Origin of the sequence: Ornithinimicrobium sp. F0845, assembly GCF_023015765.1 — a bacterium.
GTDB lineage: Bacteria > Actinomycetota > Actinomycetes > Actinomycetales > Dermatophilaceae > Ornithinicoccus.
Genome location: NZ_JALKAL010000002.1, coordinates 486,383 through 511,136 on the forward strand (window position 1 = coordinate 486,383; position 24,754 = coordinate 511,136).

Annotated in this window: 22 protein-coding genes; 14 read left to right on the plus strand and 8 right to left on the minus strand. The window is 71.2% G+C overall.

The genetic code is table 11. From position 1 onward, the window contains the following. Window positions 1–64 precede the first annotated feature (64 nt). Window positions 65–2,218 carry a 4-alpha-glucanotransferase gene (malQ, locus tag MWU75_RS05540; protein ID WP_247088778.1) on the minus strand — a complete coding sequence of 718 codons (2,154 nt, stop codon included), beginning with the start codon at window positions 2,216–2,218 and terminating at the stop codon, window positions 65–67. Between the two features lie 104 nt (window positions 2,219–2,322). Between malQ and MWU75_RS05545 the strand changes: the two genes are divergently transcribed. The 8 genes from MWU75_RS05545 (at window position 2,323) to MWU75_RS05580 (ending at window position 10,183) form a co-directional block, all read left to right on the plus strand. Next, a complete protein-coding gene (locus MWU75_RS05545; protein ID WP_348647740.1) occupies window positions 2,323–3,189 on the plus strand; it encodes a mechanosensitive ion channel family protein in 867 nt (288 codons plus the stop codon). Between the two features lie 170 nt (window positions 3,190–3,359). Further along, on the plus strand, window positions 3,360–3,944 hold the full coding sequence (locus MWU75_RS05550) for a winged helix-turn-helix domain-containing protein (RefSeq protein ID WP_247088779.1): 585 nt from the start codon (window positions 3,360–3,362) through the stop codon (window positions 3,942–3,944). Then, a complete protein-coding gene (locus MWU75_RS05555) occupies window positions 3,944–5,224 on the plus strand; it encodes an MFS transporter (protein ID WP_247088780.1) in 1,281 nt (426 codons plus the stop codon). The genes MWU75_RS05550 and MWU75_RS05555 overlap by 1 nt, the downstream gene beginning before the upstream one ends. A gap of 141 nt (window positions 5,225–5,365) precedes the next feature. Then, window positions 5,366–5,770: a globin gene (locus MWU75_RS05560; protein WP_247088781.1), complete on the plus strand. Its 405-nt coding sequence runs from the start codon at window positions 5,366–5,368 to the stop codon at window positions 5,768–5,770. Window positions 5,771–5,922: 152 nt separating this feature from the next. Further along, window positions 5,923–6,903 carry an alpha/beta hydrolase gene (locus tag MWU75_RS05565; protein ID WP_247088782.1) on the plus strand — a complete coding sequence of 327 codons (981 nt, stop codon included), beginning with the start codon at window positions 5,923–5,925 and terminating at the stop codon, window positions 6,901–6,903. A 48-nt stretch (window positions 6,904–6,951) separates the two neighbouring features. Beyond that, a complete protein-coding gene (locus MWU75_RS05570; protein ID WP_247088783.1) occupies window positions 6,952–7,527 on the plus strand; it encodes a SigE family RNA polymerase sigma factor in 576 nt (191 codons plus the stop codon). Next, entirely contained in the window at window positions 7,524–9,518 is a 1,995-nt protein-coding gene (locus MWU75_RS05575; protein ID WP_247088784.1) for a hypothetical protein, read from the plus strand. The genes MWU75_RS05570 and MWU75_RS05575 overlap by 4 nt, the downstream gene beginning before the upstream one ends. A 77-nt stretch (window positions 9,519–9,595) precedes the next feature. Then, window positions 9,596–10,183 (plus strand): GNAT family N-acetyltransferase, encoded by a 588-nt coding sequence (locus tag MWU75_RS05580; RefSeq protein ID WP_247088785.1) that lies wholly within the window; start codon window positions 9,596–9,598, stop codon window positions 10,181–10,183. A gap of 325 nt (window positions 10,184–10,508) precedes the next feature. Here MWU75_RS05580 and MWU75_RS05585 read toward each other — a convergent pair whose 3' ends face one another. After that, on the minus strand, window positions 10,509–12,173 hold the full coding sequence (locus tag MWU75_RS05585; protein WP_247088786.1) for an HNH endonuclease signature motif containing protein: 1,665 nt from the start codon (window positions 12,171–12,173) through the stop codon (window positions 10,509–10,511). A gap of 669 nt (window positions 12,174–12,842) precedes the next feature. Here MWU75_RS05585 and MWU75_RS05590 point away from each other — a divergent pair. Beyond that, window positions 12,843–14,090 (plus strand): DUF2786 domain-containing protein, encoded by a 1,248-nt coding sequence (locus tag MWU75_RS05590; protein WP_247088787.1) that lies wholly within the window; start codon window positions 12,843–12,845, stop codon window positions 14,088–14,090. Here the strand turns inward: MWU75_RS05590 and MWU75_RS05595 are convergent. Continuing rightward, window positions 14,087–14,845 carry a TetR/AcrR family transcriptional regulator gene (locus MWU75_RS05595; protein WP_247088788.1) on the minus strand — a complete coding sequence of 253 codons (759 nt, stop codon included), beginning with the start codon at window positions 14,843–14,845 and terminating at the stop codon, window positions 14,087–14,089. The two genes, MWU75_RS05590 and MWU75_RS05595, sit on opposite strands and share 4 nt — an antisense overlap. Window positions 14,846–14,904: 59 nt before the next feature. Between MWU75_RS05595 and MWU75_RS05600 the strand changes: the two genes are divergently transcribed. The 3 genes from MWU75_RS05600 (at window position 14,905) to MWU75_RS05610 (ending at window position 18,741) form a co-directional block, all read left to right on the plus strand. Further along, on the plus strand, window positions 14,905–15,855 hold the full coding sequence (locus MWU75_RS05600) for an ATP-binding cassette domain-containing protein (protein WP_247088789.1): 951 nt from the start codon (window positions 14,905–14,907) through the stop codon (window positions 15,853–15,855). Continuing rightward, the gene (locus MWU75_RS05605; RefSeq protein ID WP_247088790.1) at window positions 15,852–16,670 is read left to right on the plus strand and encodes an ABC transporter permease; all 819 of its coding nucleotides are present in this window, start codon (window positions 15,852–15,854) and stop codon (window positions 16,668–16,670) included. Before MWU75_RS05600 ends, MWU75_RS05605 begins: the two co-directional genes overlap by 4 nt. A 325-nt stretch (window positions 16,671–16,995) precedes the next feature. Further along, window positions 16,996–18,741 carry a glycoside hydrolase family 13 protein gene (locus MWU75_RS05610; protein WP_247088791.1) on the plus strand — a complete coding sequence of 582 codons (1,746 nt, stop codon included), beginning with the start codon at window positions 16,996–16,998 and terminating at the stop codon, window positions 18,739–18,741. Between the two features lie 85 nt (window positions 18,742–18,826). On the opposite strand, the gene MWU75_RS05615 is transcribed toward MWU75_RS05610, so the two are convergent. Next, window positions 18,827–20,134, minus strand: coding sequence for a hemolysin family protein (locus MWU75_RS05615; protein WP_247088792.1), 1,308 nt, complete (start codon window positions 20,132–20,134; stop codon window positions 18,827–18,829). A gap of 124 nt (window positions 20,135–20,258) precedes the next feature. Between MWU75_RS05615 and MWU75_RS05620 the strand changes: the two genes are divergently transcribed. Next, a complete protein-coding gene (locus MWU75_RS05620; RefSeq protein ID WP_247088793.1) occupies window positions 20,259–20,855 on the plus strand; it encodes a helix-turn-helix domain-containing protein in 597 nt (198 codons plus the stop codon). A gap of 2 nt (window positions 20,856–20,857) precedes the next feature. Here MWU75_RS05620 and MWU75_RS05625 read toward each other — a convergent pair whose 3' ends face one another. Both MWU75_RS05625 and MWU75_RS05630 read right to left on the minus strand, forming a co-directional pair. Beyond that, window positions 20,858–21,580, minus strand: coding sequence for a hypothetical protein (locus MWU75_RS05625; protein WP_247088794.1), 723 nt, complete (start codon window positions 21,578–21,580; stop codon window positions 20,858–20,860). After that, the gene (locus tag MWU75_RS05630; RefSeq protein WP_247088795.1) at window positions 21,570–22,049 is read right to left on the minus strand and encodes a thioesterase family protein; all 480 of its coding nucleotides are present in this window, start codon (window positions 22,047–22,049) and stop codon (window positions 21,570–21,572) included. Before MWU75_RS05630 ends, MWU75_RS05625 begins: the two co-directional genes overlap by 11 nt. A gap of 41 nt (window positions 22,050–22,090) precedes the next feature. On the opposite strand from MWU75_RS05630, the gene MWU75_RS05635 reads away from it, so the two are divergent. Continuing rightward, the gene (locus MWU75_RS05635) at window positions 22,091–23,029 is read left to right on the plus strand and encodes an acyl-CoA thioesterase II (protein WP_247088796.1); all 939 of its coding nucleotides are present in this window, start codon (window positions 22,091–22,093) and stop codon (window positions 23,027–23,029) included. A 2-nt stretch (window positions 23,030–23,031) separates the two neighbouring features. On the opposite strand, the gene MWU75_RS05640 is transcribed toward MWU75_RS05635, so the two are convergent. Beyond that, window positions 23,032–23,934: an LLM class F420-dependent oxidoreductase gene (locus MWU75_RS05640; protein WP_247088797.1), complete on the minus strand. Its 903-nt coding sequence runs from the start codon at window positions 23,932–23,934 to the stop codon at window positions 23,032–23,034. Window positions 23,935–23,990: 56 nt separating this feature from the next. Then, complete coding sequence (locus tag MWU75_RS05645) at window positions 23,991–24,716, minus strand: VOC family protein (protein WP_247088798.1); 726 nt, start codon at window positions 24,714–24,716, stop codon at window positions 23,991–23,993. Window positions 24,717–24,754: the final 38 nt, after the last annotated feature.

Here is a 24,754-nt window from a genome sequence, read left to right on the forward strand (position 1 = left end):
GGTCTGCCCGCCCACGCCCGGCTTGGACGTCCTCTACGGAGAGGACTGACCGGCGGCCGCGCACTCACGCCTCGCGCGACACCGTCCGCGCGAGCCGCCGGGCCGACCGCCACGTGAACAGCTCCTCGAGCATCACCGGTCGACCCTCGGGGCCGGCGAGCGGGATCCGCCAGTTCGGGTACTCCTCATCGGTCCCGGGCTGGTTGATGACACGCGTGTCCTGAGCCAGGTCACTCACGGACACCCCGACCAGCTTGGCGCTGCTGAACGACAGGAACCGGTGCAGCGCCTCGACCTGCTCGGCGACCCCGGCGTCCTCCCGCAACAGCCCGCGCCGGCGCAGGTCGGCCAGCACCTGCTCGCGGTCCGCCTCGTCGACGGCCTTCTCCTCCTCCAGCGACCGGTCCAGCAGGCCCAGCGAGTGCCGCAGGTCGATGTGCACCCCCTGCAGGTAGCCCGCGGTCGGCGGCAGGTCATGCGTCGTCACCGTCGCCAGGCACAGCTCCCGATAACCCTCCGGCGGCAGCAGCCCGCCGTCCCCGTCATAGTCCTTCTCGAACCACAGGATCGAGGTGCCCAGGATGCCGGCCTCGGTCAGGTAGTCGCGCACCCACGGCTCGACCGTCCCCAGGTCCTCGCCCACCACCACCGCGCCGGCCCGGTGGGCCTCCAGCATGAGTATGCCGACCATCGCCTCGTGGTCGTACCTCACGTAGGTGCCCTCCCGCGGCTCCACACCCTCCGGGATCCACCACAGCCGGAACAACCCGATGACATGGTCGACCCGCAGCCCGCCCGCGTCGCGCAGCACGGCGCGGATCATGTCCCGGTATGGCGCGTAGCCGAGCTCGGCGAGCTTGTCCGGCCGCCAGGGTGGCTGGGACCAGTTCTGGCCGAGCTGGTTGTACTGGTCCGCCGGGGCGCCGACGGTCACCTCGCGCGCCAGCGCGTCCCCCAGTGCCCAGGTGTCCGCGCCGTGCGGGTGCACCCCCACGGCCAGGTCGTGCATCACGCCCAGCCGCATCCCCGCCTCGACGGCATCCCGCTGCACGGCTCCCAGCTGCTCGGCCAGCACCCACTGCATCCAGCACTGGAACTCGACCTGCTCGGCATACTCCTCGCGGAAGGCAGTGACAGCAGGGTCTTGGGGGTCGCGCAGCTCGGCCGGCCACTCCCGCCAGTCGGGGCCGTGGATGCCGAAGATCACCGCCCACGTCGCGAAGTCGACCAGCCCCTGACCCTCTCGCTCGAAAAAATCGTGCAGGGCGCGCTGCCGCCGCATCGACCGACCCTGCCGGAAGACCAGGCGCAGGGCGGCCTCCTTGGCGCCGAACACCGCGTCCCGCTCCAGCCGGTCGACATCGAGGTAGCGCTGGGCGTCGTCGGCGAACCACTCGACCAGCTGGCGCTCGGCCGCGGACAGGTAGGCGACCTCCGGCACGTCCTCGACCCGGATGTAGATCGGGTTGACGAACCGGCGGGTGGTCGGCAGATAGGGCGAGGGCTCCATGGGCGGCGTCGGCTCGGCGGCGTGCAGCGGGTTGACCAGCACGAAGTCCGCGCCGAGCCCGGCGGACCAGGCGGCCAGGTCGGCGAGGTCCGCGAGGTCGCCGGTGCCCCACGACTCCGCCGATCGCATCGCGTAGAGCTGGGTCATCGTCCCCCAGGCCCGCTCGCCCTCGGCCTGCAGGAACTCCGGCAGCTCCAGCCGCTGCGGGGCGAGGACCAACGGCATCGTGTGGGTTGCGGTATCTCCGCTGCCGTTGCGCTCACCGGTCGTCACCACGAGCTCCAGCTGGTGCCAGCCCAGCGGCAGCGAGCCGGGCACCAGCACCTCGGACTGGCTCACCGTGGCGCCGTCGACCTCCCGGTTGACCGTCCCGCGCGCGTGCTCCAGGTCCAGGACGCCGGCGTCCTCCAGCCGCACCCGGGCGGTGAACTCGACGTCGACCGGCAGGTGCACCGGGATGCGGTGGACGCGGCCCGCCCGGACCACCGCGACCGGCGGCAGCACCCGTCGCCACTCCGCCTCGCGCAGGTCCGCCAGACTCTGCCGCACCTGCGCCTCGTCCCCGGCGGCCACCCCGAGCGCCCCGAGCACCGCCCGGACCGTCGACTCCTCCACCTGCCGGTGGTTGCCCTGCCAGTCCCAGAACTCCGTGGCGACGCCGTGTCCCCCGGCAAGCTCGACCAGGGGTGTGGGCAGGGCTGGTGTCACGGTGGGCCTCTCGGGTCGGGGTGCGCTCGTCGGTGCGGCGCGGGTTTGCGTGGTGTCCGGCCAGTCTGCCAGCCGCACGGGGGTGCTGAGTGACAATGGGCCGTATGCCGTTCAGCACCTGGTCCGAGTTCGGCACCTGGCTCCTGGGTGCACCCCTGCTCATCGTCCTGACGATCCTCCTCGCGCTGATCATCCGCTGGCTGGCGCACCGGGCCATCCGCACGGTCGTCGACAACGCGGTGCGGCGGGCCGAGACCAACGAGGCCAGCGGCGCCGAGCGGCTGCTCGGGTTCGACACCCGTCGGCGGCAGCGGGCGCTGACGCTGGGGTCTCTGCTGCGGAGCATCGCGACCTTCATCATCGCGACCATCGCGGTCCTCACGATCATGGCGCTCGTCGGCCTCCCCCTCGCACCGCTGCTGGCCAGCGCGGGTGTCGGCGGCATCGCACTGGGCTTCGGCGCACAGTCCCTGGTCAAGGACTTCCTGTCCGGCGTCTTCATGATCATCGAGGACCAGTACGGCGTGGGCGACGTCATCGACGCCGGCGAGGCCACCGGCACGGTGGAGGAGGTCACGCTGCGCGTCACCCGGCTCAGGGACAGTGATGGCGTCGTGTGGTTCATCCGCAACGGGGAGATCATCCGGGTCGGCAACAAGAGCCAGGGCTGGGCCCTGGCGACGATCGACCTGCAGGTCGCGGCGTCCGAGGACCCAGCGCGGGTGATCAACCTGGTCAAGGGCGTGCTCGCCGAGTTCGCGGAGGAGGCCGAGTGGTCGCCCAAGCTCGTGGAGCCCCCGACCGTGGCCGGCGTGGAGTCGATCACCGGCGGCACGATGACGATCCGAGTGTTCGCCAAGAGTCTCCCGGGCGAGCAGTTCGCCCTGGCCCGCGAGATCCGCGAGCGCGAGAAGGCGATGTTCGACGCCGAGGACGTCAGCCTCCCCCCACTCCCCTATGGCATGCCCTAGACGACCGAGCGGACCGCGTGTGCCCCACCGACGCCGCGCCGTGGGTCATCCTTGTACGCCCCAGTGACCTCAGACGTCCCCACGAGGCTGACTGACGTCCGGGGACGCGCTAGGTCTAATGATTCGAAAGACTTCTTGCGCAAGAGTTCTTTAGGATGCATCATGGAGTCATGCCACACCCCGACCAGCGCATCTCCGACCCCGAACGCATCCGCGCCCTGGCGCATCCGGTCCGCCTCGAGCTGCTCGACTTCCTCGGCACCGTCGAGGACGCCACGGCGACACAGTGCGCGGAGCACACCGGGGAGTCCGTGGCCAGCTGCTCCTTCCACCTGCGGATGCTCGCCAAGTACGGCTACATCGAGCGGGCCGAGTCCCGCGGCCGCGAGAAGCCGTGGCGGGTCGTCGCCGGTGGTTATGACCTGCGGCCCGGGGCTGACCAGCCGGGCTCGGTCACGGCCGTCGCCGAGGTGGCAGCTCTGCACGTGTTGCGCGAGACCGAGCGGGTGCGGGCCTATCTCGCAGACCTCTCGAGCGAGACCCTTGACTGGATGAATGCCTCGACGGTGACGTCCGGCTCGTTCTGGGCCACGGCCGAGGAGACGGCGCAGTACAGCGAGGACCTGCGCAGGCTCAACGAGCGCTTCGCCGGCCGCAGCGACGACCCGGCCCTGCGCCCCGAGGGCGCCCGCCAGGTGCGCATGTTCGCCGCCGTCAACCCCGACCCAACCGCGCCCGACCCGAAGGGCCAGTGATGAGCGCACCGGACACCGCACCCGCCGCCCGTCGCGGATCCGCCGTCCGTCGCGGACCCGCCGCACTGCAGGACCCAGGCTTCCGCCGGCTGACCACCGCCTGGGTCTTCACCAACATCGCCGACAGCGCCCTTTACCTGATGCTCGCGGTCTGGATCAAGGACCTCACCGGCTCCGACAGCGCGGCCGCCCTGACCTTCGCGATGCTCGGCCTCCCCGCGCTCCTGGCCCCGTTCCTCGGCCAGATCGCCGACCGCTACTCCCGCAAGCGGCTCCTGGTCATCGCCAACCTGTTGGTCGCGGGCGTCGTGACGACCCTGCTCGTGGTGGACTCGGCCGATCAGATCGCCTGGATCTACGCCGTCGTCCTCGTCTACGCCGCGGTCGCCTATCTCACCGCGTCGGCCCAGACCGGCCTGGTGCGTGACCTGCTCCCCGACGAGCAGCTCGCCTCCGGCAACGGGCTCCTGTCGAGCATCGACCAGGCCCTCCGTCTGATCTCTCCACTCGTCGGCACCGCTTTGTATGCCGTGTGGGGACCGCACGCGGTCGTCATTCTGACCACCGTGGCGTTCCTCATCGCCGCCGGTCTGCTGGCCACCATGAAGGTCACCGAGTCCGAGCCGGAGACTTCCGAACAGCGTGGCACCTACTGGACCGAGCTCACCGCCGGCTTCCGCCACCTCGCGGCCATCCCGGTGCTGGGCCGCCTGACGATCGTGGTGGCGATCGCGTTCGGCGCCACCGGCCTGGTCAACGTCGCCGTCTTCCCCGCGATCGAGCAGGGCCTGGGCCTGCCGGCCGAGGCGCTCGGCCCGCTCATCAGCGTCCAGGGCGTCGGCGCGGTCCTCGGCGGTCTCACCGCGGCAGCCCTCATCGGCCGCTGGGGTGAGGTCCGCGTCTTCGGCATCGGCGTCCTGCTCCTGGCGTTGGCCCTGCTGCCCCTCGCCACCAGCAGCCTCGTCCTGGTCGTCGCGGGCCTGGCCGTCGGCGGGTTCGGCGTGACCTGGTCGGTCGTCTCGTTCATCACCCTGCGCCAGCGGCTCACCCCACCACGCCTGCAGGGACGCACCGGCTCGGCCACGGCCATCGCGATCAACCTGCCCCAGACCCTGGTCACCCTCGCCGGAGCGGCCGTCCTCGGCATCATCGACTACCGGCTGCTCGTCGTCGCCACGGGCGTGGTCGTCATCCTCTCCCTGGTGCTCCTGCCCAGGCAAGCAGCCGCGCAGGCGAGCGCGGCACCGGAGCCGGCCCCGCCGCATACTGTCGACGGCTGAGGGGCGGGGCGCTGCCTGCGCACGTCGAGACGGCGGTGAGCAGGTCAGATGCCCCGCAGGACACCTGCCTTCATGGCCGGTCCTGGCTCGCCTGATCAGGCGGATGGCTCTCCCGGAGGCCAGGCCTGAGACACTGGAGGCGTGAGTCAGGCAGAGTTGGAGCAGCAGGAGACCTACTACGACCGCGTCGGCGGCCACGAGACCTTCGTCAAGCTGGTCCACGAGTTCTACCAGGGCGTCGCGCAGGACCCGCCGCTGCGGGAGATGTACCCGGAGGAGGACCTCGGCCCCGCCGAGGACAGGCTCCGCCTCTTCCTCGAGCAGTACTGGGGCGGCCCGAAGACCTACTCCGAGACCCGCGGCCACCCCCGCCTGCGGATGCGCCACGCGCCCTACAAGGTCACGCCGACCCAGCGGGACCGGTGGCTCAAGCACATGTTCGCGGCGATCGACACCCTCGACCTCGACCCGATGGACGACGAGCTGATGCGCGGCTACATGTCGCACGCCGCCAACTTCATGATCAACGCCGAGGACGAGGACTGATCGGCAGTATGCCGTGGGGCAGGCCCGCGGCCGCCTCACCCTACTCATCGGTCGGGTCATGACGCAGGCACGTGCCCGGGAACTACTCACGATGTCGTTCGGCGATGAGTAGAAGCCGTGCACATGCCGGGGGCACGGACAAAGGGTCGGGGTTGGCGGCGGAGGACCCCCGCTACGAGCCGTATGTCCGGCCGCTCCCCCGGCCGGTGCGCCGGGTCCGCTCGACGTGGCGGTGGCGTGACCGCGACGGTCGTGGGGAGTGGCTCCTGAACGTCGAACACGTCGGCGACGACGACGCACGGGTCCGGATGATCCTGGTGCACGGCGCGGGCGGCAACGCCGCGGCGATGTGGCCCTTCGCAGCACACCTCAGCCTGCTGGGCACGCTTGTCACGGTGCTCGACCTGCCCGGATACGGCCGCAGCAGTCAGGTCGCCGGCCCGCGCGGTTGTGTCCGCTATCCCCACTGGCAGCAGGTGCTCGAGGACCTGGTCAAGCGGGAGCACGACGACCGTCCGCTCGTCCTGGTCGGTGCCAGCATGGGCGGGATGCTTGCCCTCGACGCCGCCCTCTCCACCGGCCTGGCCGACCGGGTGGTCGTGACCTGCCTGCTGGACGTGAGCCGCCCGGAGGTCCGGGCGGAGATCGTGCGCTGGCCCTGGCTGGCCACCGTCGGACTCCCGCTGCTGCGCCTGGCCCAAGGCCCGCTGGCCAACGTCCTCCTGCCGATCCGGTGGCTGACACCGATGGCGACCATCTCGAACTCCCCCGCGCTGTCCGCCGAGGTGCTGCGCGACCGTCACGGCGGCCGGGGCGCGATGCCCCTGGGCTGGTACCGCACGTTCCTGGACTCCCGACCCGCCCTGTCCCCCATGGCCACCGACCACGCCACCGCAATCGGCCGCGCCACGGGACCCGGCCGGGTCGCCCAGCCTCCCGTCATACTGCTGCATCCCGGCGAGGACCGGTGGACTGCGCCCGAGTTCAGCGAGAGCTTCCTCGCCCGGCTCGCTGGGCCCACCCGGTCCGTGCGGCTCGAGGGCTGCGGCCACTTCCCCGTCGAGGAGCCCGGTTTCCAACAACTGCTCGACGAGGTGGCGGCCGAGGTGTCCAGCATCCGGCGCGACGCCTGAGGCAACCTTGTGCCGAGCCACCGGGTCGGGTAGGCAAGGGAGGCGAGGATGAGCAGACGCAGCAGGACCAGCCCGAAGCCGGTCGCACCACCAGGATTCACCGAGTTCGTGATGGGGCGCAGCTCCTCGCTGTTCCGGACCGCGGTCCTGCTGACCCGCGACCCTCACTCCGCCCAGGACCTGCTCCAGACCGCGCTCACCAGGGTATGGCGCAGCTGGGACCGCATCGAGGGCGAGCCGGATGCCTACACCCGCAAGGTGATCCTCAACCAGTTCCTGACCGACCGGTCGCGCCGGTGGACCGGGGAGCACCCGACCGAGCAGCTGCCGGAGCAGCCGGTGCACGACCGCCTGCGCAGCGCGCCGACTGACCCGGCGCGCCTGGTCACCGACCGGGAGACGCTGGGGCACGCGATCGACGCCCTGCCACCGCGACAGCGCGCCGTGGTCGTCCTGCGCTACTTCCACGACCTGACCGAGGCGCAGATCGCCGAGGCCATGGGCACCAGCGCAGGCACCGTGAAGTCCCAGCACAGCAAGGCCCTGGCGACCCTGCGCATCAGCGAGCACCTGGACGAGACCGCGCCTCCGTCCACCACACCGACCGGGAGGGATCGGTCATGAACACGATCACCGACCTGCGCGAGTCCCTCGAGCAGACCGCGCACCGCTACGACGCACCCGACCCGCACGAGCTGCTGCGGGGCGTCCAGGACGACATCGCCACCGGGAGGGACCGGGGCAGCCGCACTCCCCGCCTGGTCGCGGCAGCCGCCGCGGTCGCGCTGGTCGCCGCCGGAGGCTGGGCGCTGAGCCAGGGCCTGGGCGAGGAGGAGACCGGCACCATGCACCCGGCCAACACCTGGGAACTGGTGGACGGCAACCCACCGGAGTATGCCGCGGGGCTGGCTTTGGTGGAGACCGTCGAACTGGGTGCCAGTGAGGATGGTGTCGTCATCCTCGACCCCGAGCCGCTCGTCGGGCCCAGCTACGCGGTCGCGTGGTGCACCGGCGCCTCGGAGGGCGCGCCTTCTCTCGTCGTCGGGGTGGGACCGGCGGACGAGCCGGACAGTGGCGTGCCCATCGGCTGCCTCACCCCGCAGGCTCCGGAGGTCATGACCCCCATGCCGCTGCCCGAGCTGTCGGGCGACATCGGGATCAACCGACTGCCGGAGGATGCCGCCCAGGATGCGGCCGGCCCCGGCACGGCGACGACGGTGGTCGTGGGCCTCTACCGCGAGGCGAGCACCTCCGAGTTCCCCTACCCCGACCAGACCGAGCCCACGGAACCGCCGACCGCGGACGTGGTCCTCGACGCCGGGACCCCGGCGACCACCGAGGTGCACCTCGACCACCTGGGCGAGGCGGCCGAGGGCTACCTGATGCCCGCGGTGTCGGTGCCGACTCGCGAGGGGACCGTGCTGACCACCTGGGCCGGTGAGCCCGGTCGGCTGCTCGTGGCGGTGAACGGCATGGTGATCACCAACGACGGTGAGGGTCTTGCGCAGCCGGCCAGCGCCGGGCCGTGGCAGCACGCCGACCCGGACCTGAGGGGCGGCTACTGGCTCACGTGGACCGCGAGCGCGAGCACCCGGGAGTTCGACCTGAGCCCCTCGGGACTGGCAGCCCACGGCATCCAGGTCAGCGAGGGCGAGACCGTCACGGTGGCCGCCCGGGCCGCCTTCCCCCGCGACGCCTGGCAGGTCGGCATCGACCAGCCCGCAGGCGGCCCGGACGCCGGAGGCACCTCGGGACCGGCCCCTGTCGAACCGACCGAGGCGCTGCCGGCCCTCGCCTACGGCTATGAGCAGGTGACCGCGGTCAGCGTCCCCGCCAGCGGCTCGACCTTCGAGATCGAGCTGGGCGACGTGGACCCCGACCATCTCATCTGGGTGACGGAGTGCAGCGCCGAGGCGGCGCTGGTCGACGTCCGGATCGGCTCCACCCCGGTCCAGTGCAGCCCAGGCATGGAGTGGCTGAACGTGGCAAGGGTCCCTGGTCTGGTCGAGGGCCAGCCGGTGGACGTGACGGTCGGCGTGGGCCCGGAGCCGGTCACGCTGGCGGCCTACACCCCCCGCGTGTGGGAGGACTACCCGTTCGAGGAGTCCGCGGACCCGATCGGCACCAGCGACTCGGCTGAGGCCGTCCTGCCCCGCCCTGTCGATGGCGAGCGGCCGAGCGAGCTGACCCGCATGCCCGGCCCTGCCGTGGTCTACCGCGAGGTGGCCACGGTGAGCACCAGCGACCTGGACGCCGATGGCCGCGCCGAGGTGACGGTGCCCTCCAGCACCGATCTCAGCATCTGGATCGAGTCCACCGGGGTCTCCCGGATGCGGCTGGCCCTGGACGGCACACCCGTCGAGCAGTTGGTCCCGGACCCGGACGAGTCGGTGATCACCGGCATCCTGCCGGCCCACCAGCTGCTGCTGCGCGACGGCTGGTTCTCGACGTGGACCGCCGAGTCCCGGGGTCAGCAGGTGCGCTTCGACCACGCCGACGGGCGCACCGGCCACGGGGAGCGAGACGAGCCCACGGTGACCATCGAGGTCGAGACCGTGGACGGAGCCGAGGTCGAGCTGACCTTCTTCGAGCTGGTGCCCGAGGACAACGGCTGATCCCCTCACCAGGTCGCCGTGCCCTCCTCAACCGATGGCACGGCGACCGGGACCGGTCCGTCGGTAGAGTGCGGCCGATGGACCGAAGCACCGACCGTGACCAGCCGCTGAGCCTGCGGCTGGCTGGACCCGAGGACACCGCAGCAGCTCAGGCTGCCTACCGGCGGATCATCGAGCACCTCGGGGCAACCGTCGACTACCCGCACTGGCACTCCGAGAACCACCCGACGCCCGCCGAGGTCGAGCGGTGGGTCGTGGCCGGCGACCTCTATCTGGCGGTCACGGGGGCACCTGCCGACGAGCCGGACGCCCCCGACCAGCACGAGCGGATCGCGGGCGTGATGGTCCTGGACCACCACGCCCCAGCGGCCTATCAGGGCGCCGCCTGGCGGGTCGAGGCCGGGGCCGACGAGGCCCTCATCATCCACGCGCTGGGCGTCCACCCGGACTTCCTGCGCCAAGGTGTCGCCCGATTCCTGGTCGACGCCTCCCTGCAGGTGGGACGGGACAAGGGCTGCCGCGCCGTCCGACTGGACACCTATGTCGAGAACCTCCCCGCCAGACGCCTCTACTCCCGCCACGGCTTCACCGACCTGGGCGTGCACACGCTGCGCTACGAGGGCTCCGACCTGAGCCAGTTCCACCTCTTCGAGCGCGTGCTCTGACCTGACATCCTCCGACGGGTGTCTCGCCACCGTCCTGCCAGGCACATGGTTGTGCCGCGGCGCACCGCGTAGGCGCGGAAGGCGTCCCGGGGTGGCGCGGTCATCGTCTCCTGGGGCTCTCGGCGGGGACCTCGTCTGTTGGGTCGAGTCCGCGGGCAGCAACTCACTGGGGGACGGTGTTCTCGTCGCGACAAACGGCGACCGGTCCTCTCGGTCCGGGCGTCAGCGCTGACGGTCCTCGTCGTGTGGAGCATCCCGTCAGGACCAGCAGGGCAGCCAGGACTGTCGCGACGGCGCTGAGGGCCCCCTGGCCATCGGACCTCCCTCAGGCACAGTGAGATCGGGTGATGCGCAGGAACTGGGCTACGTCTTCGGGTCGTAGTGGGGCTAGGTTGGCAGGCACGGTGTGTCCGAGTGCGGTGATGTCTGAGATCGAGGCGCTCGTGGTCGGTGGCACGGGTGGTGCGCCGGGGTGGTGGAACCCGGACTCGGGTGGCCGTGCGCGGGCCAGGCCCAGTGTGGGGAGCAGCGGCGGCGCGTGCGACTGGTAGGTGTGGCCTGTTGGTGTCCTCACCTGGACGGTGTGGAGCCCTTTGCGTGACTCGACCGTCTCGTGGCGCCACCCTGGTGCTTCCTTGTCGTAGTTGCACGCCTGGCACGTGCCCTCGCCGTTGTGCTCGGTGGTCGCGCCACCGCGGGCGAAGGCCAGGACGTGGTCGGCGTGCCGGACGGGTGCATCGCACCACGGGGTGCGGCAGACCTGGTCCCGGGCCACGAGGAAGCGACGCAGGGGTCCGGAGAAGAGTCGTCGGCGTTGGTCCTGACCGGTGAGGACCCCGGTGACCGCATCGGCGTACAACCGGCGGAGCCAGACGCGGGCTGTGCGCGCGAGCTTGCCGGCCTCGGCGCCCTCCGTGCCGGCGGACTTCGTGCCGGTGGAGTCCGGGGCGGTGGACTTCGTGCCGGTGGAGTCCGGGTCGGTGGACTTCGTGCCGGTGGAGTCCAGGTCGGTGTCCTTCGTGCTGGTGGAGTGCGGGTCGGTGCCCTCGGGGTCGGCTGAGGTGGCACCGGTGGTGTCGCTGGTGTTGGTCGTGGCGCAGGCGCCGCCGTTGCCCGGGCCGCGGACCACGTCGCGGGCCAGGGGAGCTGGGATGGGGCCGAAGCCGTGTAGCCGTGCGGCCGTCTCGTCCAGGCCCAGGAGAGCCTTGTCCGTCATCACCAGACCGAGCTCGATGCTGCAGTCGTCAGCGGCGCGCTGACCGGTGAGCCGCTCCATGAAGAGGTCGGCGCGGAGCTGGTCGAGGCTGCGCTCGTCGCCCGCGGCCTTCAGAGACCGGGCCGACTCATCGAGCGCCTTGTAGCAGGCGACGCCCTGGGCCACGGGAAGGTAACCAGACACGATCGACATGACCTCCGGTGCCGGCCGGACGGTCACCCGACGGTCCTTGGCGGCCTTGCGTCCACGGTTGGTGAAGGCGTAGGGATCGAGTTCGTAGGCCAGGGCCCGGGCCGCGGCCACGAGCGCCTTCTGTGAGTCGACCCGGAGGCGATCCGCGAGACGGGCATCGACGATGGAGCGCTGCTGGCTGGTCAGGCAGGCAGTCTCTCGCACGAGCTCCATCGCGGCCCACTCGGTCAGCCGGCCCTCGGTCATCGCCGCGTGGGTGTTGGGCATCTCGTGCACCACGGCCCGGGCAAAGCCGATGTGGCGAGACCCGGCATGGGGTGACTCCCGGCGTGCCAGGCCCACCTGCTTGCGCAGTCCCTTGTCCGCCCGCCTACGCGGGACACCGTCCGCGACGGCCTGCTCACGCAGCTTGGTGACGACGGTGTCGGTCACCCGGGCCTGCGCGGCGGCCGCGGCGTTCTTCACGCCCTCCAGGCCGGTGATGACGTCGCAGAGATCCGCTGCGGGGACGTCGACCAACTCCTTCAGGCCCGCTCCACCGGCGAGCCGACGGGTGAACGCAGTCAGCTCCGCAGCGGTCACCGGGGCACCCACACGCGCCGAGGCAGCGCCTCGACCCGCGCTTCGACCCGCGCTTGGACCCGCGTTTTGTGCGGTCGCGGTCGTCACAGTCGCCATGTCGCTGCCCCCAACCGCTGAGTCGGTTCTCTACCTGAGACACCAAAGCTAGAACAGACGTCCGACAGTGCCTCGTGATCATACACATGAGAGCCAACACTGCAGGTCAGAACGCTGCGCGGAACTAGGGCTCAGCGATAGGGAAGGTCGGACCGACTCCGCGGACCAACGGCTCCGATGGCTGGCGGTAACGTCGGGATCACGGGCTGGCAAGGGGCCGATGAGTCCGTTTGCGCAGAACGCGACCGCGGGTCGACTGTTGACGCTGAGACCGCCCACGAGCAATGGTGGGCCGCGAGGTCTCTTGACTTACTCTCCAGGGCTGCGACACTGAGCGCCGACCCACCTCCTGGATCTGGCCCGATGCCACGCATGCACCGACAGAGCGAGCGGCAGAGTCCTCGCCAACCGACCCACAAACCTCTTCGTGTTGCTCGCCGACGTGCGCAGGCCGACGCCCGCCTGCAGCGCGACAGCAACTTATCCACAGGACCGGATCCGGTTGTCGGCCGTTCGTGCCACCGTGGGGTCTGCGTCGCCGAGGGGGCGGGGCACCACGAGGGAGGAGAGAGTATGTCGTCGGCCACCGCCGGAGCGCACCGCGCCGGAGATGGGGTGCACCGCGCCGGAGATCTGGGAGCCCTGGGAGGTTTGATCGAGCGGGTGTGGGCCAGGGGGTGGGAGCCGATGGACCTGCACCGCGCCGTCCGCGACCACGGGCCGCTCGCGCTGGACCTGCTGGGCGATGTGATGGCAGCGGACCTGGCTCGCTACTCGGCGGTGACGGTGGATGATCGATGGCACGCCCAGCTGGAGGAGATCGGGGCGTCCGTGTGGTGGCGCCGAGACGAGGACCCGGTGACGGCCCGAGCCGCTCGCGCGAAGGGCGGTTGGCCGGCAGTGGCCAAGGCTGCTGCCGCGCTGGAGGTGACTCTCCAGGTCCTACCAGCGATCGAGCAGCTCAGCCCCCGCCCTGGCCAAGCCACCGCACGGTCGACGCCTGGGCCAGAGGTCGACCAGCGCCTGCTGAGCAAGGTGCGGATGATGCTGGCCAAGGCCGAGTCGACGCCCTATGCCGCGGAGGCCGAGACCTTCACCGCGGCGGCGCAGAAGCTGATGACCCGGCACAGCATCGACCGTGCCCTGCTTGACCGAGAGGGCGGCGGCAGTGACGGTCCGGCAGCGATCCGGGTCGGCATCGACCGTCCCTACGAGTCGGCCCGCTTCCACCTGGTCGCCGCGATCGCCGAGGCCAACCGGTGCAAGGCGGTGTGGCAGAAGGGTCTCGGCTCCAGCACGGTCGTCGGCTTCCCCACCGACCTGCGTGCCGTCGAGCTGCTGTTCACCTCACTGATGGTCCAGGCCACCGCGGCCATGACCGCCGAGGGGTCGCGGCAGCACTGGACCGGACAGAGCCGCACCCGGTCCTTCCGCAACAGCTTCCTGACCGCCTTCGCGGTGCGGATCGGCGAGCGCCTGCACACGGCTGCCCAGGAGGCGCAGGACGAGACCGGCTGTGAGAGCCAGGACGAGACCGGCGAGGAGAGCCCGCGCAAGACCGCTCACGCTGGGCACCTGGACGCCGGGGCCACGCGGGACGGCGATGCGCGCACCCGGCAGCAGCTGGACCGCACGGCGCTCGTGCGGGTGCTGGCCGAGCGCGACCATGCCGTTGAGGAGGCCGTCGCCGAGCGCTTCCCCCGGCTGCAGAAGTCGCGCAGCAGGGCCTCCTTCGATGCGGAGGGCTGGGTGTCCGGCACGTCCGCGGCCGACCGCGCCGACCTGGGTGCGCCGGGGCGGATCGAGCGGCCTGGAGCCTAGTCGCGCTTGCGGGCGGCCTGCCGGGCGGCGAGCCCCTCGATCAGCAGCTCCAGCCCGAACTCATACTCCATGTCCACGCCCGACTCTTCCTCGAGCACCGGCCCACCGGCGTAGTTGCCGGCCAGGAAGAAGGGTGCCGCGTAGGGCAGTCGCTCGGCCGTGATCACCTCACCGAGCTCAGCCATCGCCTCCGGCCCGAACTCCAGGTCCTCCTGCTCGGCGAGGTCGCGCTCCAGGCCGGAGAAGCTGCCGACGTAGGAGCTGACGACCAGCACGAGGCTGATGATCTCCTGCTCACTCAGCTCCAACGCGCGCACCGCCTCCATGCCGCGGTCGACGACCTCCATGGTTCCGGGGAGGAGCACCGACACCGGCCCTCGCTGGACCTCGAGCAGCCAGGGGTGCTGGCGATACATGCTCCGGAGCTCGGCGACCCAGTGGCGCAGGTTCTCGCGCCAGTCGTCCCCGCTCTCCTCCCGGGGCGGCAGCAGCCAGTCCGCCCCGCACATGAGCAGGAGCAGCTCCTCCTTGTTCGCGACATACCGATACAGCGACATCGTGGTGAAGCCCAGGGACTCGGCCACGCGCTGCATGGTCACCGCGCCCAACCCGTGCTCGTCGGCGATCTCGATGGCCCGTCTCACGATCTTCTCGTGACTCAGCCCCCGGCTGGGTCCGCGCTGGGGCACCGCGTGCGCGCCCCAGGCGATGGCCACCACTCTCGGCACACCGCTGTCAGTCTTCTCACCAGCCATAAGACCAGTCTAGTCAAATAACTGTGTACGTCCCACGCTGTGTATGTCATACTCAGTTTATGTCATACACAGACAACACCATCACACACCCGCCGGTGATCGAGGTGGCCGGCGTCCGCAAGTCCTACGGGAGGACGGAGGTGCTGTGCGGACTCGACCTGTCGCTCGGGCCCGGGGTCCACGCGCTGCTCGGGCCCAACGGCGCCGGCAAGACCACGCTCGTCAACATCCTGACCACGCTGGTCCCCCACGACGAGGGACGCGTCAGGGTGCTGGGCCTGGACACCCGCGGCGAGGCCCGGCAGATCCGGCACCGGATCAGCGTCACCGGTCAGTTCGCCGCCGTCGACGACGTCCTCAACGGGCGCGAGAACCTGGTGATGATGGCGCGCCTCCTCGGGCTCGGCCGCCGCGACGCGCGGCACCGCGCGGACGAGCTGCTCGCCAGGTTCGACCTTGAGGCGGCCGCCAGCCGTGCGGTCCGCACCTACTCCGGGGGCATGCGACGTCGCCTCGACCTCGCCGTCAGCCTGATCTGGCCGCCGGAGGTGCTCTTCCTGGACGAGCCCACCACCGGCCTCGACACCCGCAGCCGTCTGACCCTGTGGGAGCAGATCCGCTCCCTGGCCAGCGAGGGCACTAACGTCTTCCTCACCACGCAGTATCTCGAGGAGGCCGACCAGCTGGCCGACCAGATCGCGGTCCTGGACCAGGGTCGCATCGTGGCCATGGGCAGCGCCGCACACCTCAAGGGGATGGTCGGCAGCGAGTGGGTGCGCGCGCTCGACGGCGCCGGCACGGTGGTGCGCGAGGTGCCCACCGACGGCACCGCGGCCGACCTGGCGCGGGTCAGCGCCGAACTGGCCGCGGCCGACCCGGCACTGCGCCTCGAGCTGCACCGACCCACACTGGACGACGCCTTCCTGCAGCTCACCGGCCACGCCCCGCAGGGCGGCCCGGCCGGTAACACCACCGAGGAGACCGACAAGATCCTGGAGACCACCCTATGACCGCGCAGCCCCTGCCCACCCGACCCACGCCCACCGCGACCCGCGCACCCAGCCCGGGCTCCGGCATACTCACCGCCTCCTCGGTCTTCGTCGGACGCGCCACCCGGCACAGCCTGCGCGACGTGGAGGCACTGCTCATGGCGGTGGTGCTGCCGGTGATGCTCATGCTGATGTTCACCTACGTCTTCGGCGGTGCGATCAGCACCGGCCGGGACTACCTGGACTACGTCGTGCCGGGGATCGTGCTGACCTGCGCCGGGTTCGGCGCCGCCTCGACGGCCGTGGGGGTCAGCCAGGACATGACGACCGGCACGATCAACCGCCTCCGCACCATGCCCGTGCCCAGCGCCACCGTGCTCGTCGGGCACGTCGCCGCCAGCCTGGCCCGCAACCTGCTGGCCACCGGAGTGGTGCTGCTGGTCGCGGTCCTCATCGGCTTCCGCCCGGACGCCGGAGCCCTGCACTGGGCGGGCGCGGTCGGTCTGCTGGCCCTCTACATCCTGACCATCACCGCGGTCTTCGCCATGCTCGGGCTGGTCGCCCACTCCCCCGAGGCGGCCAACGGCTACGGCTTCGTGCTGCTGTTCCTGCCCTACGTCTCCAGCGCGTTCGTGCCCGTCGCGACGATGCCGGGCTGGCTGCAGGGCTTCGCGGCGCACCAGCCGATCACCCCGGTGATCGAGGCGACGCGCGCGCTCTTCGCCGGCACCTCCCCCGGCACGGACGCGCTGGTCGCCATCGCCTGGTGCGTCGGCATCATCGCGGTGGCCGCGGTGCTCACGGCCTACCTGTTCCCCCGGCGCGTCGCGCGCTGAGGCCGGCGCCGGACACGGAAGTATGCCGGGCGCCCCGGCCGGCGTCCGCCGGCGCCGGACACGGCAGGTATGCCGGCCGGCGTCCGCGGGATCCGTCATTGGTGCGAGCGACTCGCCGTTGGTGCGAGCCCCATGACGTCACATCGACGGCGATTCGCTCGCACCGACCTGCGACAGCACTCGGACCGACCATCAGCGAAGTCCTTCACGACGGGCAGTGGACCGTCCGCGTCCGTGGCGACGAAGACGGCACGCCCGCCGGATGCCGGGGCGCCCGGACGGCGGATTTCCCACGGCGGTCATGGGTCACCCACAATGGTGTCCCGTGACCTCCCCCCAGCCGCCCGCCGCAACGCACCCTCACCACCCCGCCGAGTCCCACGACGCACCCTGGTGGCGCCACGCGGTGATCTACCAGATCTACCCCCGGTCCTGGGCCGACGGAAACGGTGACGGGATCGGGGACCTGCCCGGCATCACCGCCCGCCTGCCCTACCTTGCCGATCTGGGAATCGATGCGGTGTGGCTCTCCCCGTTCTACGTCTCACCGATGTGCGACGCGGGCTATGACGTGGCCGACTACCGCGACATCGACCCGATCTTCGGGACCCTCGCGGACGCCGACGCGCTCATCCACACGGCCCACGACCTCGGCCTGCGGGTGATCGTCGACCTGGTGCCCAACCACACCTCCAGCGAGCACGAGTGGTTCCAGGCCGCGCTGGCCGCCGCGCCGGGCTCGCCGGAGCGCAGGCGCTACATGTTCGCCGAGGGCAGCGGCAGCGACGGCTCGGAGCCACCCAACAACTGGCAGTCCGTCTTCGGCGGCACGGCCTGGACGCGGGTGCAGGAGGCCGGCGGCACCCCCGGCCAGTGGTACCTGCACCTCTTCGACCCCGGCCAGCCGGACTTGAACTGGGAGAACCCGGAGGTCCGGGAGATGTTCCTGGACGTGCTGCGGTTCTGGCTGGACCGAGGCGTCGACGGCTTCCGGGTCGACGTCGCCCACGGCCTGGTCAAGGCCGAGGGGCTGCCGGACTGGCACGAGCGGACCGGGATGCTCGGCAGCCACGAGGAGGAGCACGAGGGCGACAGCCACCAGGCCACCCGGGCACCGATGTGGGACCAGGACGGCGTCCACGAGATCTATCGCGAGTGGCGCAAGGTGCTGGACAGCTACAACCCCGAGGGCGACCCTGCCCGCGACCGGATCCTGTGCGCCGAGGCGTGGGTCGAGCCGGTCGAGCGGGCGGTGGCCTACACCCGGCCCGACGAGATGCACCAGGCGTTCAACTTCGGATTCCTGGAGGCCCCGTGGCGGGCGGCGGACCTGCGCACCGTCATCACCGACTCCCTCGACGCCGCCGACATGGTCGGCGCGCCCAGCACCTGGGTGCTGTCCAACCACGACGTCGTGCGGCACACCAGCCGGCTCGGCCTGGAGGTGGGCACCCAACGCCCCAACGGCATCGGCATCGGTGACGTCCAGCCCAACGCGATCCTGGGTGCGCGCCGGGCTCGTGCCGCCACGGCGCTGATGCTCGCACTGCCGGGGTCGGCCTACGTCTACCAGGGTGAGGAGCTGGGCCTCCCGGATCACACCGCCCTGCCCGACGACGTGCGCCAGGACCCCACGTGGGAGCGCTCCGACCACGCCGAGCGCGGCCGGGACGGCTGCCGGGTCCCGATCCCCTGGGAGGCCGACCGGACCGCCTACGGCTTCGGCGCCACCTGGGACACCTGGCTGCCGCAGCCCGAGATCTACGGCCCCCTGGCCATCGACCGGCAGCAGGGAGTGGCCGGGTCGTCGCTGGAGCTCTACCGCACGCTGCTGGCGATCCGCCGCGAGCTCGACCTCGGGGTCGGTGAGCTGGTCTGGGACGAGTCGTTCGGCGCGCAGACCGTGGCCTTCCGCATCACCGACCAGGACGGTGCGGGCGTGCTCGTGGTCGCCAACCTGGGCACCGACCCGGTGCCGCTGCCCGAAGGCGCTGACGTGCTGGTGAGCAGCGGACACCTGGTCGACGGTGGGGTGCCGACCGACACGACCGTCTGGCTGCGCCTGGCCTGAGCGGTGCCGGCAGCACCGATGCGACCTGCGGCACGCCGCGCGCCCCGACCGGCTCGAGGCCTGCTGCGTCGGAGGCTGAGCCAGGTCACTCCGCCGGCTTGCCCGGGCCGATCGAGGTGACCAGCACCCGCTCGATGCGCATGCCGTCCATGGACAGCACCTCCAGGCGCAGCCCCTCGTGCTCGACGGTGTCACCGACCTCGGCGAGTCGCCCGAGCCGCTCGAGGACCAGGCCGCCAACGGTGTCGTAGTTCTCGCTGCTCGACTCCACCCCGGTGAGCTCCTCGAACTCCTCGATGTTCAGGGACCCGTCGACGTCGAGGGACTCCCCGCGACGCAGGGTCGTGTCCTCGGGATCGGTGCCGGCGTCATACTCGTCGTAGATCTCGCCGACCACCTCCTCCACGAGGTCCTCCATGGTGACGATGCCGTCGGTGCCGCCGTACTCGTCGACGACCAGGGCGATCTGCTGCTTCTCCGCACGCAGCCGGTTCATCGCCGGCAGCACGTGCAGGCTGCCCGGCAGGGCCACAATCGGGCGCGTGATGTCTGCGATCCGACGAGTGGGCCAGTCCCCGACCGGCACGGCCAGCACGTCCCGGATGTGCACGAACCCGAGGATGTCGTCGACCGAGCGCCCCGTCACCGGGAACCGCGAGTGACTGGAGCTCATCAGGGTGTCGTGCAGGTCCTCCACGGTCTGGTCGCCGGCCAGGAACTGGACGTCGGTGCGGGGCCGCATCACCCGGTCGACGTTGCGCTCGTGCGCGCGGAAGACGTCGGTGAGGATGCGCCGGCTGTAGGGGCGCAGTCCCTGGTGTCCCTCGATGATCTCCCGGACCTCGTCGGTGCTCATCTCCTCGCTCGCGGCGTCCGGGTCGCCCCCGACCAGCCGCACGACGAAGTTGGTGGAGACCGACAGCAGCCAGATCACCGGTCGCACCAGCCGGGCGAAGAGGTTGAGCGGCGGGCCGAGGATCCGGGTGAACGCCACGGCCTGCTGCATCGCCAGCCGCTTGGGCACCAACTCCCCCAGGACCAGGGACATGTAGGCGATCAGCAGCGTCATCAGCACCAGTGCCAATGTGTCGGCCATCCCCTCGGGCACCCCCCAGCCGGTCAGCACCGGCACCAGGTCCGGGGCGATCGTCGAGCCGCCGTAGGCCGAGGAGAAGAAGCCCGCGACGGTCACTCCGATCTGCACCGCGGACAGGAACTGGTTGGGGTTGCGCACCAGCGCGCCGATCCGCTCACCCCGCGGGCCGCCCGCCTCGATCTTGCGGACCTGGCCGTCGCGCAGCGACACGATCGCCATCTCGGTGCCGGCGAAGACGCCGCCGATCAGCACGAAGACGAGGACCAGACCGAGGTTGACCAGTGTTTGAGAGTCCACGGGACGACGCTAGCCGCTGGGAGTCCGCCAGCGCTGCCCACGCGCCGACGGTCAACCGGTCCGCGCCGGGTCAGGAGTGATTGGCAGCACCCAATCGGGGAGCCGGATCAGTACACTGACACGCATGACCGGCGACGACGCCCAGCTGGCCGACCTTTCGGACGGCGCGGCAGCGCCCCCCAGCGAGCCCTCGGGAGTCGACCCCGGACGGCTCGAGCGACGTGAGGCCACCGACGCCGAGGCACGCGCCCTGGCCTCCAGCCTGCGGCTGCGGATCCTGCGGCTGACGCTGGACGAGGCGCTGACCAACAAGGAGATCGCCCGCGCCCTGGATCGCAACCCCGCCTCGGTCCTGCACCACGTGCGGACACTGGTCGACACCGGGTTCCTCACCGCGGAGCCGGAGCGCCGCGGGGTGCGCGGTGCCCGCGAGATTCCCTACCGGGCCACCGGCAAGGCCTGGTATCTCGACGCTCCCGGTGTGCTGGCCGGCTCGATCGTCGAGGCGTTCGTCTCCGAGATCGCCGGCGTGACGCCGGAGCAGCGCGACTTCGTCCGGCTGCGGATCAACGGCGGCGACGTCCAGGAGTTCCAGAAGCGCCTGTATGAGGTGGTCGCAGACTTCCGCCAGCGCCCCCGCGACCCGCAGTCACCGCCGCACTCGGTCTTCATCGCGATGCACCCGGACACCTCGGTGGTGCGGCGCGACGACGCCCCCTGACCTCACCGGGTCAGGATGTGACCGATTGGCGTGCTGGCCCGGGTCCACGGCCCCGCCCGGAACACGCTCACCTCGGTGCCGGGGCGGGCAAACCCCAGGCCGTATGCCGCCAGGCCGGCTCCGGCGGTCAGGGTCCCGTCCCCGACGGGTCGCCCCCAGACCCGCTCTCGCAGTGCGGCCACGGCGAGGGCGCCGGAGCCCTCGGGTGCGCCCTCGGCGATCTCGGTGATGCCGGAGCGCGCCGCCTCCAGCAGCTCGTCGGCCGCGACCGTGCCCACCGGCTCCCACCCCGAACGGGCCGGGGTGAGGGCGGTCCACGGCTCGGAGTTCTCCATCGGCGGGACCGGCAGGCGCGTGCCGAGGTCGCCGGTGCTCGACCGGCGGGCCAGCCGGTCACTCACCGCGGCCAGCGGCACCGTGACGTCCAGCGCCGCGGCGCCGTGCAGTCCGGCCAGCGGCATGGTGCGCAGCCCCAGGACGACCCCCTGCCCGATGAGGCCACGCCCCGGCAGCACGCAGACCCAGGCGGCCAACACGGCGCCGGTGACCTGGAGTCGCACCGACCCCTGGTCCATCAGGGTCCGCGCCCGGCCGACCAGGATCCCCAGGTCCTGCAGGCTCTCGACGTCAGGGAACTCCAGCGCGACGCCACCGTTGCCCGGGGGTCCGTTACCCGGGGTCCCGTTCACCGGGGACCCGTTGCCCGGCGTCCCGTCAGTGCTCACGGCGACGCTCCTTGTGGGATCGCAGCAGCAGCGGCTCGCCGAGCACGCTCTCCATAGCCTGCCGCTCGTGGTCGACGATCCGACGCGGCCGCGCCGCGGTGAGGTCATAGGTGACCAGTGTCGACTCGGCCTGCGCGTAGGTGACGTCGGTGCCGACCTGCCCCACGACATACGAGATGTCGAAACTGGCGCCACTGATGGCCGAGCACCACAGCCTGACCAGGGCGGGCTGGTAGTTAAAGGTCATCGGGGCCAGGTAGTCGATCTCGGTGCGGGCGACCAGCACACCGTCCTCCAGCAGGGAGCGCTCCTGCCCGAACCAGAGATGGAAGGCATAGACGCGAGCCTCCTCCAGGTAGCGGAGGTACTGCACGTTGTTGACGTGGCCGTAGGCGTCCATGTCCGACCACCGCATGGCCACCTCGATGGTGGCGGCTCCGGGCGGCACGACGATCGCGGGAGGGGGCATGGGGACATCCTCTCAGGCGCGGTGTGGACTAGAGTTCCCGCGTGAGTCCCACGCCCGGAGCCCAGCTGAACGACCTGCTCGACGTGCTCGACCTGACCTTCGAGGGCCGGACGACGGCACGGGTCTCGTCGCTGGAGGGCTCGGTGGAGAACCTGCACGACAGCGAGGGCGAGGTCTTCCTCGGTCGCAGCCAGCCGATGCCGCACGGCCGCGTCTTCGGCGGACAGGTGCTCGCCCAGTGCGTCGTCGCGGCCAGCCGCACAGTGGACGTCGATGACGGGGACGGCCCACGACACATCCATTCGCTGCACGGCTACTTCCTGCGCCCGGGTGATGCCAACGAGCCGATTCGATTCCTGGTCGACCGGATGCGCGACGGCGGGTCGTTCTCGGCACGGCGGGTGCACGCCGTCCAGAACGGGAAGATCCTGCTGTCGATGATCACGTCCTTCCAGGAGCTCAACGACGGCTTGGACCACCAGATCGAGATGCCCGACGTGCCCCACCCGGACGAGCTCCGTCCGGACGCCGAGGTGCTGTCCAAGATCGACCACCCCGTCGCCCAGCACGCGGCCAGCCGGGCCGTGGAGCTGCGCCACGTCGAGCGACAGCTCATTCCCGGCAGCGACGTGGAGCCCCAGGAGCGCCAGTCGGTCTGGATGCGGCTGCCCGGTGAGGTGCCCGACGACCCGCAGCTGCACGCCGCCGTGCTGGCCTACGCCTCCGACTACAGCCTGCTCGAGCCGGTGTTGCGCAAGCACGGCATCATGTGGGGCGACCCCCGCCTGCGGATCGCGAGCCTGGACCACGGCATGTGGTTCCACCGTCCGGCTCGCACCGACCAGTGGGTGCTCTACACCCAGCTCGCCCCCTCCGCCCAGAGTGGCCGCGGCCTCGGCCTCGGCCACATGTTCAGCGAGGACGGCACGTTGCTGGCGACCGTCGGCCAGGAGGGCATGGTCCGGATCAAGGAGTCCTGACCTCAGAGATCCGCTGCCTGCTCCACCAGCTCGGCCACCAGCTCGTAGGCGGCCGGGTCGGTGTCGTTGGCCATCCCGAGGATCACGGTGTCGGTGCCGATCTCGGCGAGCGCGCCGAGCTTGTCGACGGCCTGGGCCACGCTGAGCGAGGTCTCCCCCGACGCCATCGTCTCCCCGCCGTCCCGGGTCAGCGCGACCCGCGAGAGCACGGTGTGCTCGATCTGCGCCGGGTCCCGACCGAGGTCGGCGCAGTGCCGGGCGAGCACGTCGAACTTGCCCTGCAGCACCCCGGGCCCGGTGTAGTCGAACAGGTTGCAGGCGTCCGCGTACTGTGCCACCAGCCGCAGCGTCTTGCGCTCCCCGCCCCCGCCGATCAGCACCGGCGGTCGTCGCACGGGTTGCGGAGAGTTCAGCGGCCGTTCCAGGTGGTGGTGGGTGCCGACATACTCACCCTCGTCGCCGTCCCACATCCGGTTGACGATCTGCAGGGTCTCCTCCAGGTGCTCGAAGCGCTCGGCGACCGGTGGGAAGGGCACGCCCAGCGCACGGTGCTCATCATCGAACCACCCCGCCCCGAGGCCCAACCAGGCGCGGCCGCCCGAGAGCACGTCGAGCGTGGTCACCGTCTTGGCGAGTATGCCGGGGTGCCGGTAGGTCACGCCCGTCACCATCGCGCCCAGCTGGATCCGCGAGGTCACCCCGGCGGCGAAGCCCAGCGTCGTGTAGGCCTCGAGCATCTCGCTCTCGGGCGGGCCGATCGCCGGGATCTGGAAGAAGTGGTCCATCACCCACAGGCTGACCAGCCCCGCCTGCTCCGCGTCCCGCGCCAGGCGGGTGAACGTCGGGCCGATCGAGGCCGGCGCGTCGGGCCAGGACCAGTAGGACACCTGCATGCCGAGTTTCATGACTCCAGTCTGCTGGATCGTTCTGCTTGCGGGTACGGTGACCCGCGAGCGCGGGCCTACCTGTCGCCCAGCACGCAGAACTCGTTGCCACTGGGGTCGCGCATCACCACCCACGAGTGGCCCTGCGCCCAGTCCTCGGTCGCCCGGGTCGCCCCGAGGGACAGTGCGAGGTCGACCAGACCCGCCTGGTCAGGACCGCCGGGCTCGGGCCGGACGTCCAGGTGGGTGCGGTTCTGCCGGACCTTGGGCTCCGGCTCCGGGCACAGCTCCAACAGCGGACCGCGCCCGCTTGGGTGGCGCAGCGAGACCAGCCCGACACCCTCCGTGCGCACCCAGCCGCTCAGCGCCGCATAGAACGCCCCGTCGCGCTCGGGGTCGGCACTGTCCAGCGGCAACGCCGCGATCGGTCCGGTGTCGTGATAGGCGGGGCGCTCCTCCATCACGCAGAACGCGTTGCCGTCGGGGTCGGCGAGCACGACCCACGGCACGTCGCCCTGCCCGATGTCCGCACGCGTTGCCCCCAGGGCGAGGAGCCGCTCGACGACGGCCGCCTGCTCCCCGGGATCGCCGCCGAGCAGGTCCAGGTGCAGCCGCCAGCCCGGTGCTGGCGGGTCGGTCACCGGATCGATGCAGAGGTCGAGCCACCAGCCCCCCAGATCGAGTCGCCCCTCGAACTCCCCGTCGTCGGTCAGGCCCGCGTCGACCAGCCCCAGCGCTCCCGTCCAGAACCGGCCGGTCGTCTCCGGGTCACGTGCCTGCATGTTGATGTTCTCCAGTCCCATCCCGTCAATGTAGGCACCGGCACCGACAGCCACCCGTT

Excerpts from the sequence above, each read along its gene's own strand:
- MWU75_RS05545 (WP_348647740.1), top strand. The coding sequence starts at position 2,323 with ATGCCGTTCAGCACCTGGTCCGAGTTCGGCACCTGGCTCCTGGGTGCA.
- MWU75_RS05550 (WP_247088779.1), top strand. The coding sequence starts at position 3,360 with ATGCCACACCCCGACCAGCGCATCTCCGACCCCGAACGCATCCGCGCC.
- MWU75_RS05555 (WP_247088780.1), top strand. The coding sequence starts at position 3,944 with ATGAGCGCACCGGACACCGCACCCGCCGCCCGTCGCGGATCCGCCGTC.
- MWU75_RS05570 (WP_247088783.1), top strand. The coding sequence starts at position 6,952 with ATGAGCAGACGCAGCAGGACCAGCCCGAAGCCGGTCGCACCACCAGGA.
- MWU75_RS05575 (WP_247088784.1), top strand. The coding sequence starts at position 7,524 with ATGAACACGATCACCGACCTGCGCGAGTCCCTCGAGCAGACCGCGCAC.
- MWU75_RS05580 (WP_247088785.1), top strand. The coding sequence starts at position 9,596 with ATGGACCGAAGCACCGACCGTGACCAGCCGCTGAGCCTGCGGCTGGCT.
- MWU75_RS05590 (WP_247088787.1), top strand. The coding sequence starts at position 12,843 with ATGTCGTCGGCCACCGCCGGAGCGCACCGCGCCGGAGATGGGGTGCAC.
- MWU75_RS05595 (WP_247088788.1), bottom strand. The coding sequence starts at position 14,845 with ATGGCTGGTGAGAAGACTGACAGCGGTGTGCCGAGAGTGGTGGCCATC.
- MWU75_RS05600 (WP_247088789.1), top strand. The coding sequence starts at position 14,905 with ATGTCATACACAGACAACACCATCACACACCCGCCGGTGATCGAGGTG.
- MWU75_RS05605 (WP_247088790.1), top strand. The coding sequence starts at position 15,852 with ATGACCGCGCAGCCCCTGCCCACCCGACCCACGCCCACCGCGACCCGC.
- MWU75_RS05620 (WP_247088793.1), top strand. The coding sequence starts at position 20,259 with ATGACCGGCGACGACGCCCAGCTGGCCGACCTTTCGGACGGCGCGGCA.
- MWU75_RS05630 (WP_247088795.1), bottom strand. The coding sequence starts at position 22,049 with ATGCCCCCTCCCGCGATCGTCGTGCCGCCCGGAGCCGCCACCATCGAG.
- MWU75_RS05640 (WP_247088797.1), bottom strand. The coding sequence starts at position 23,934 with ATGAAACTCGGCATGCAGGTGTCCTACTGGTCCTGGCCCGACGCGCCG.
- MWU75_RS05645 (WP_247088798.1), bottom strand. The coding sequence starts at position 24,716 with ATGGGACTGGAGAACATCAACATGCAGGCACGTGACCCGGAGACGACC.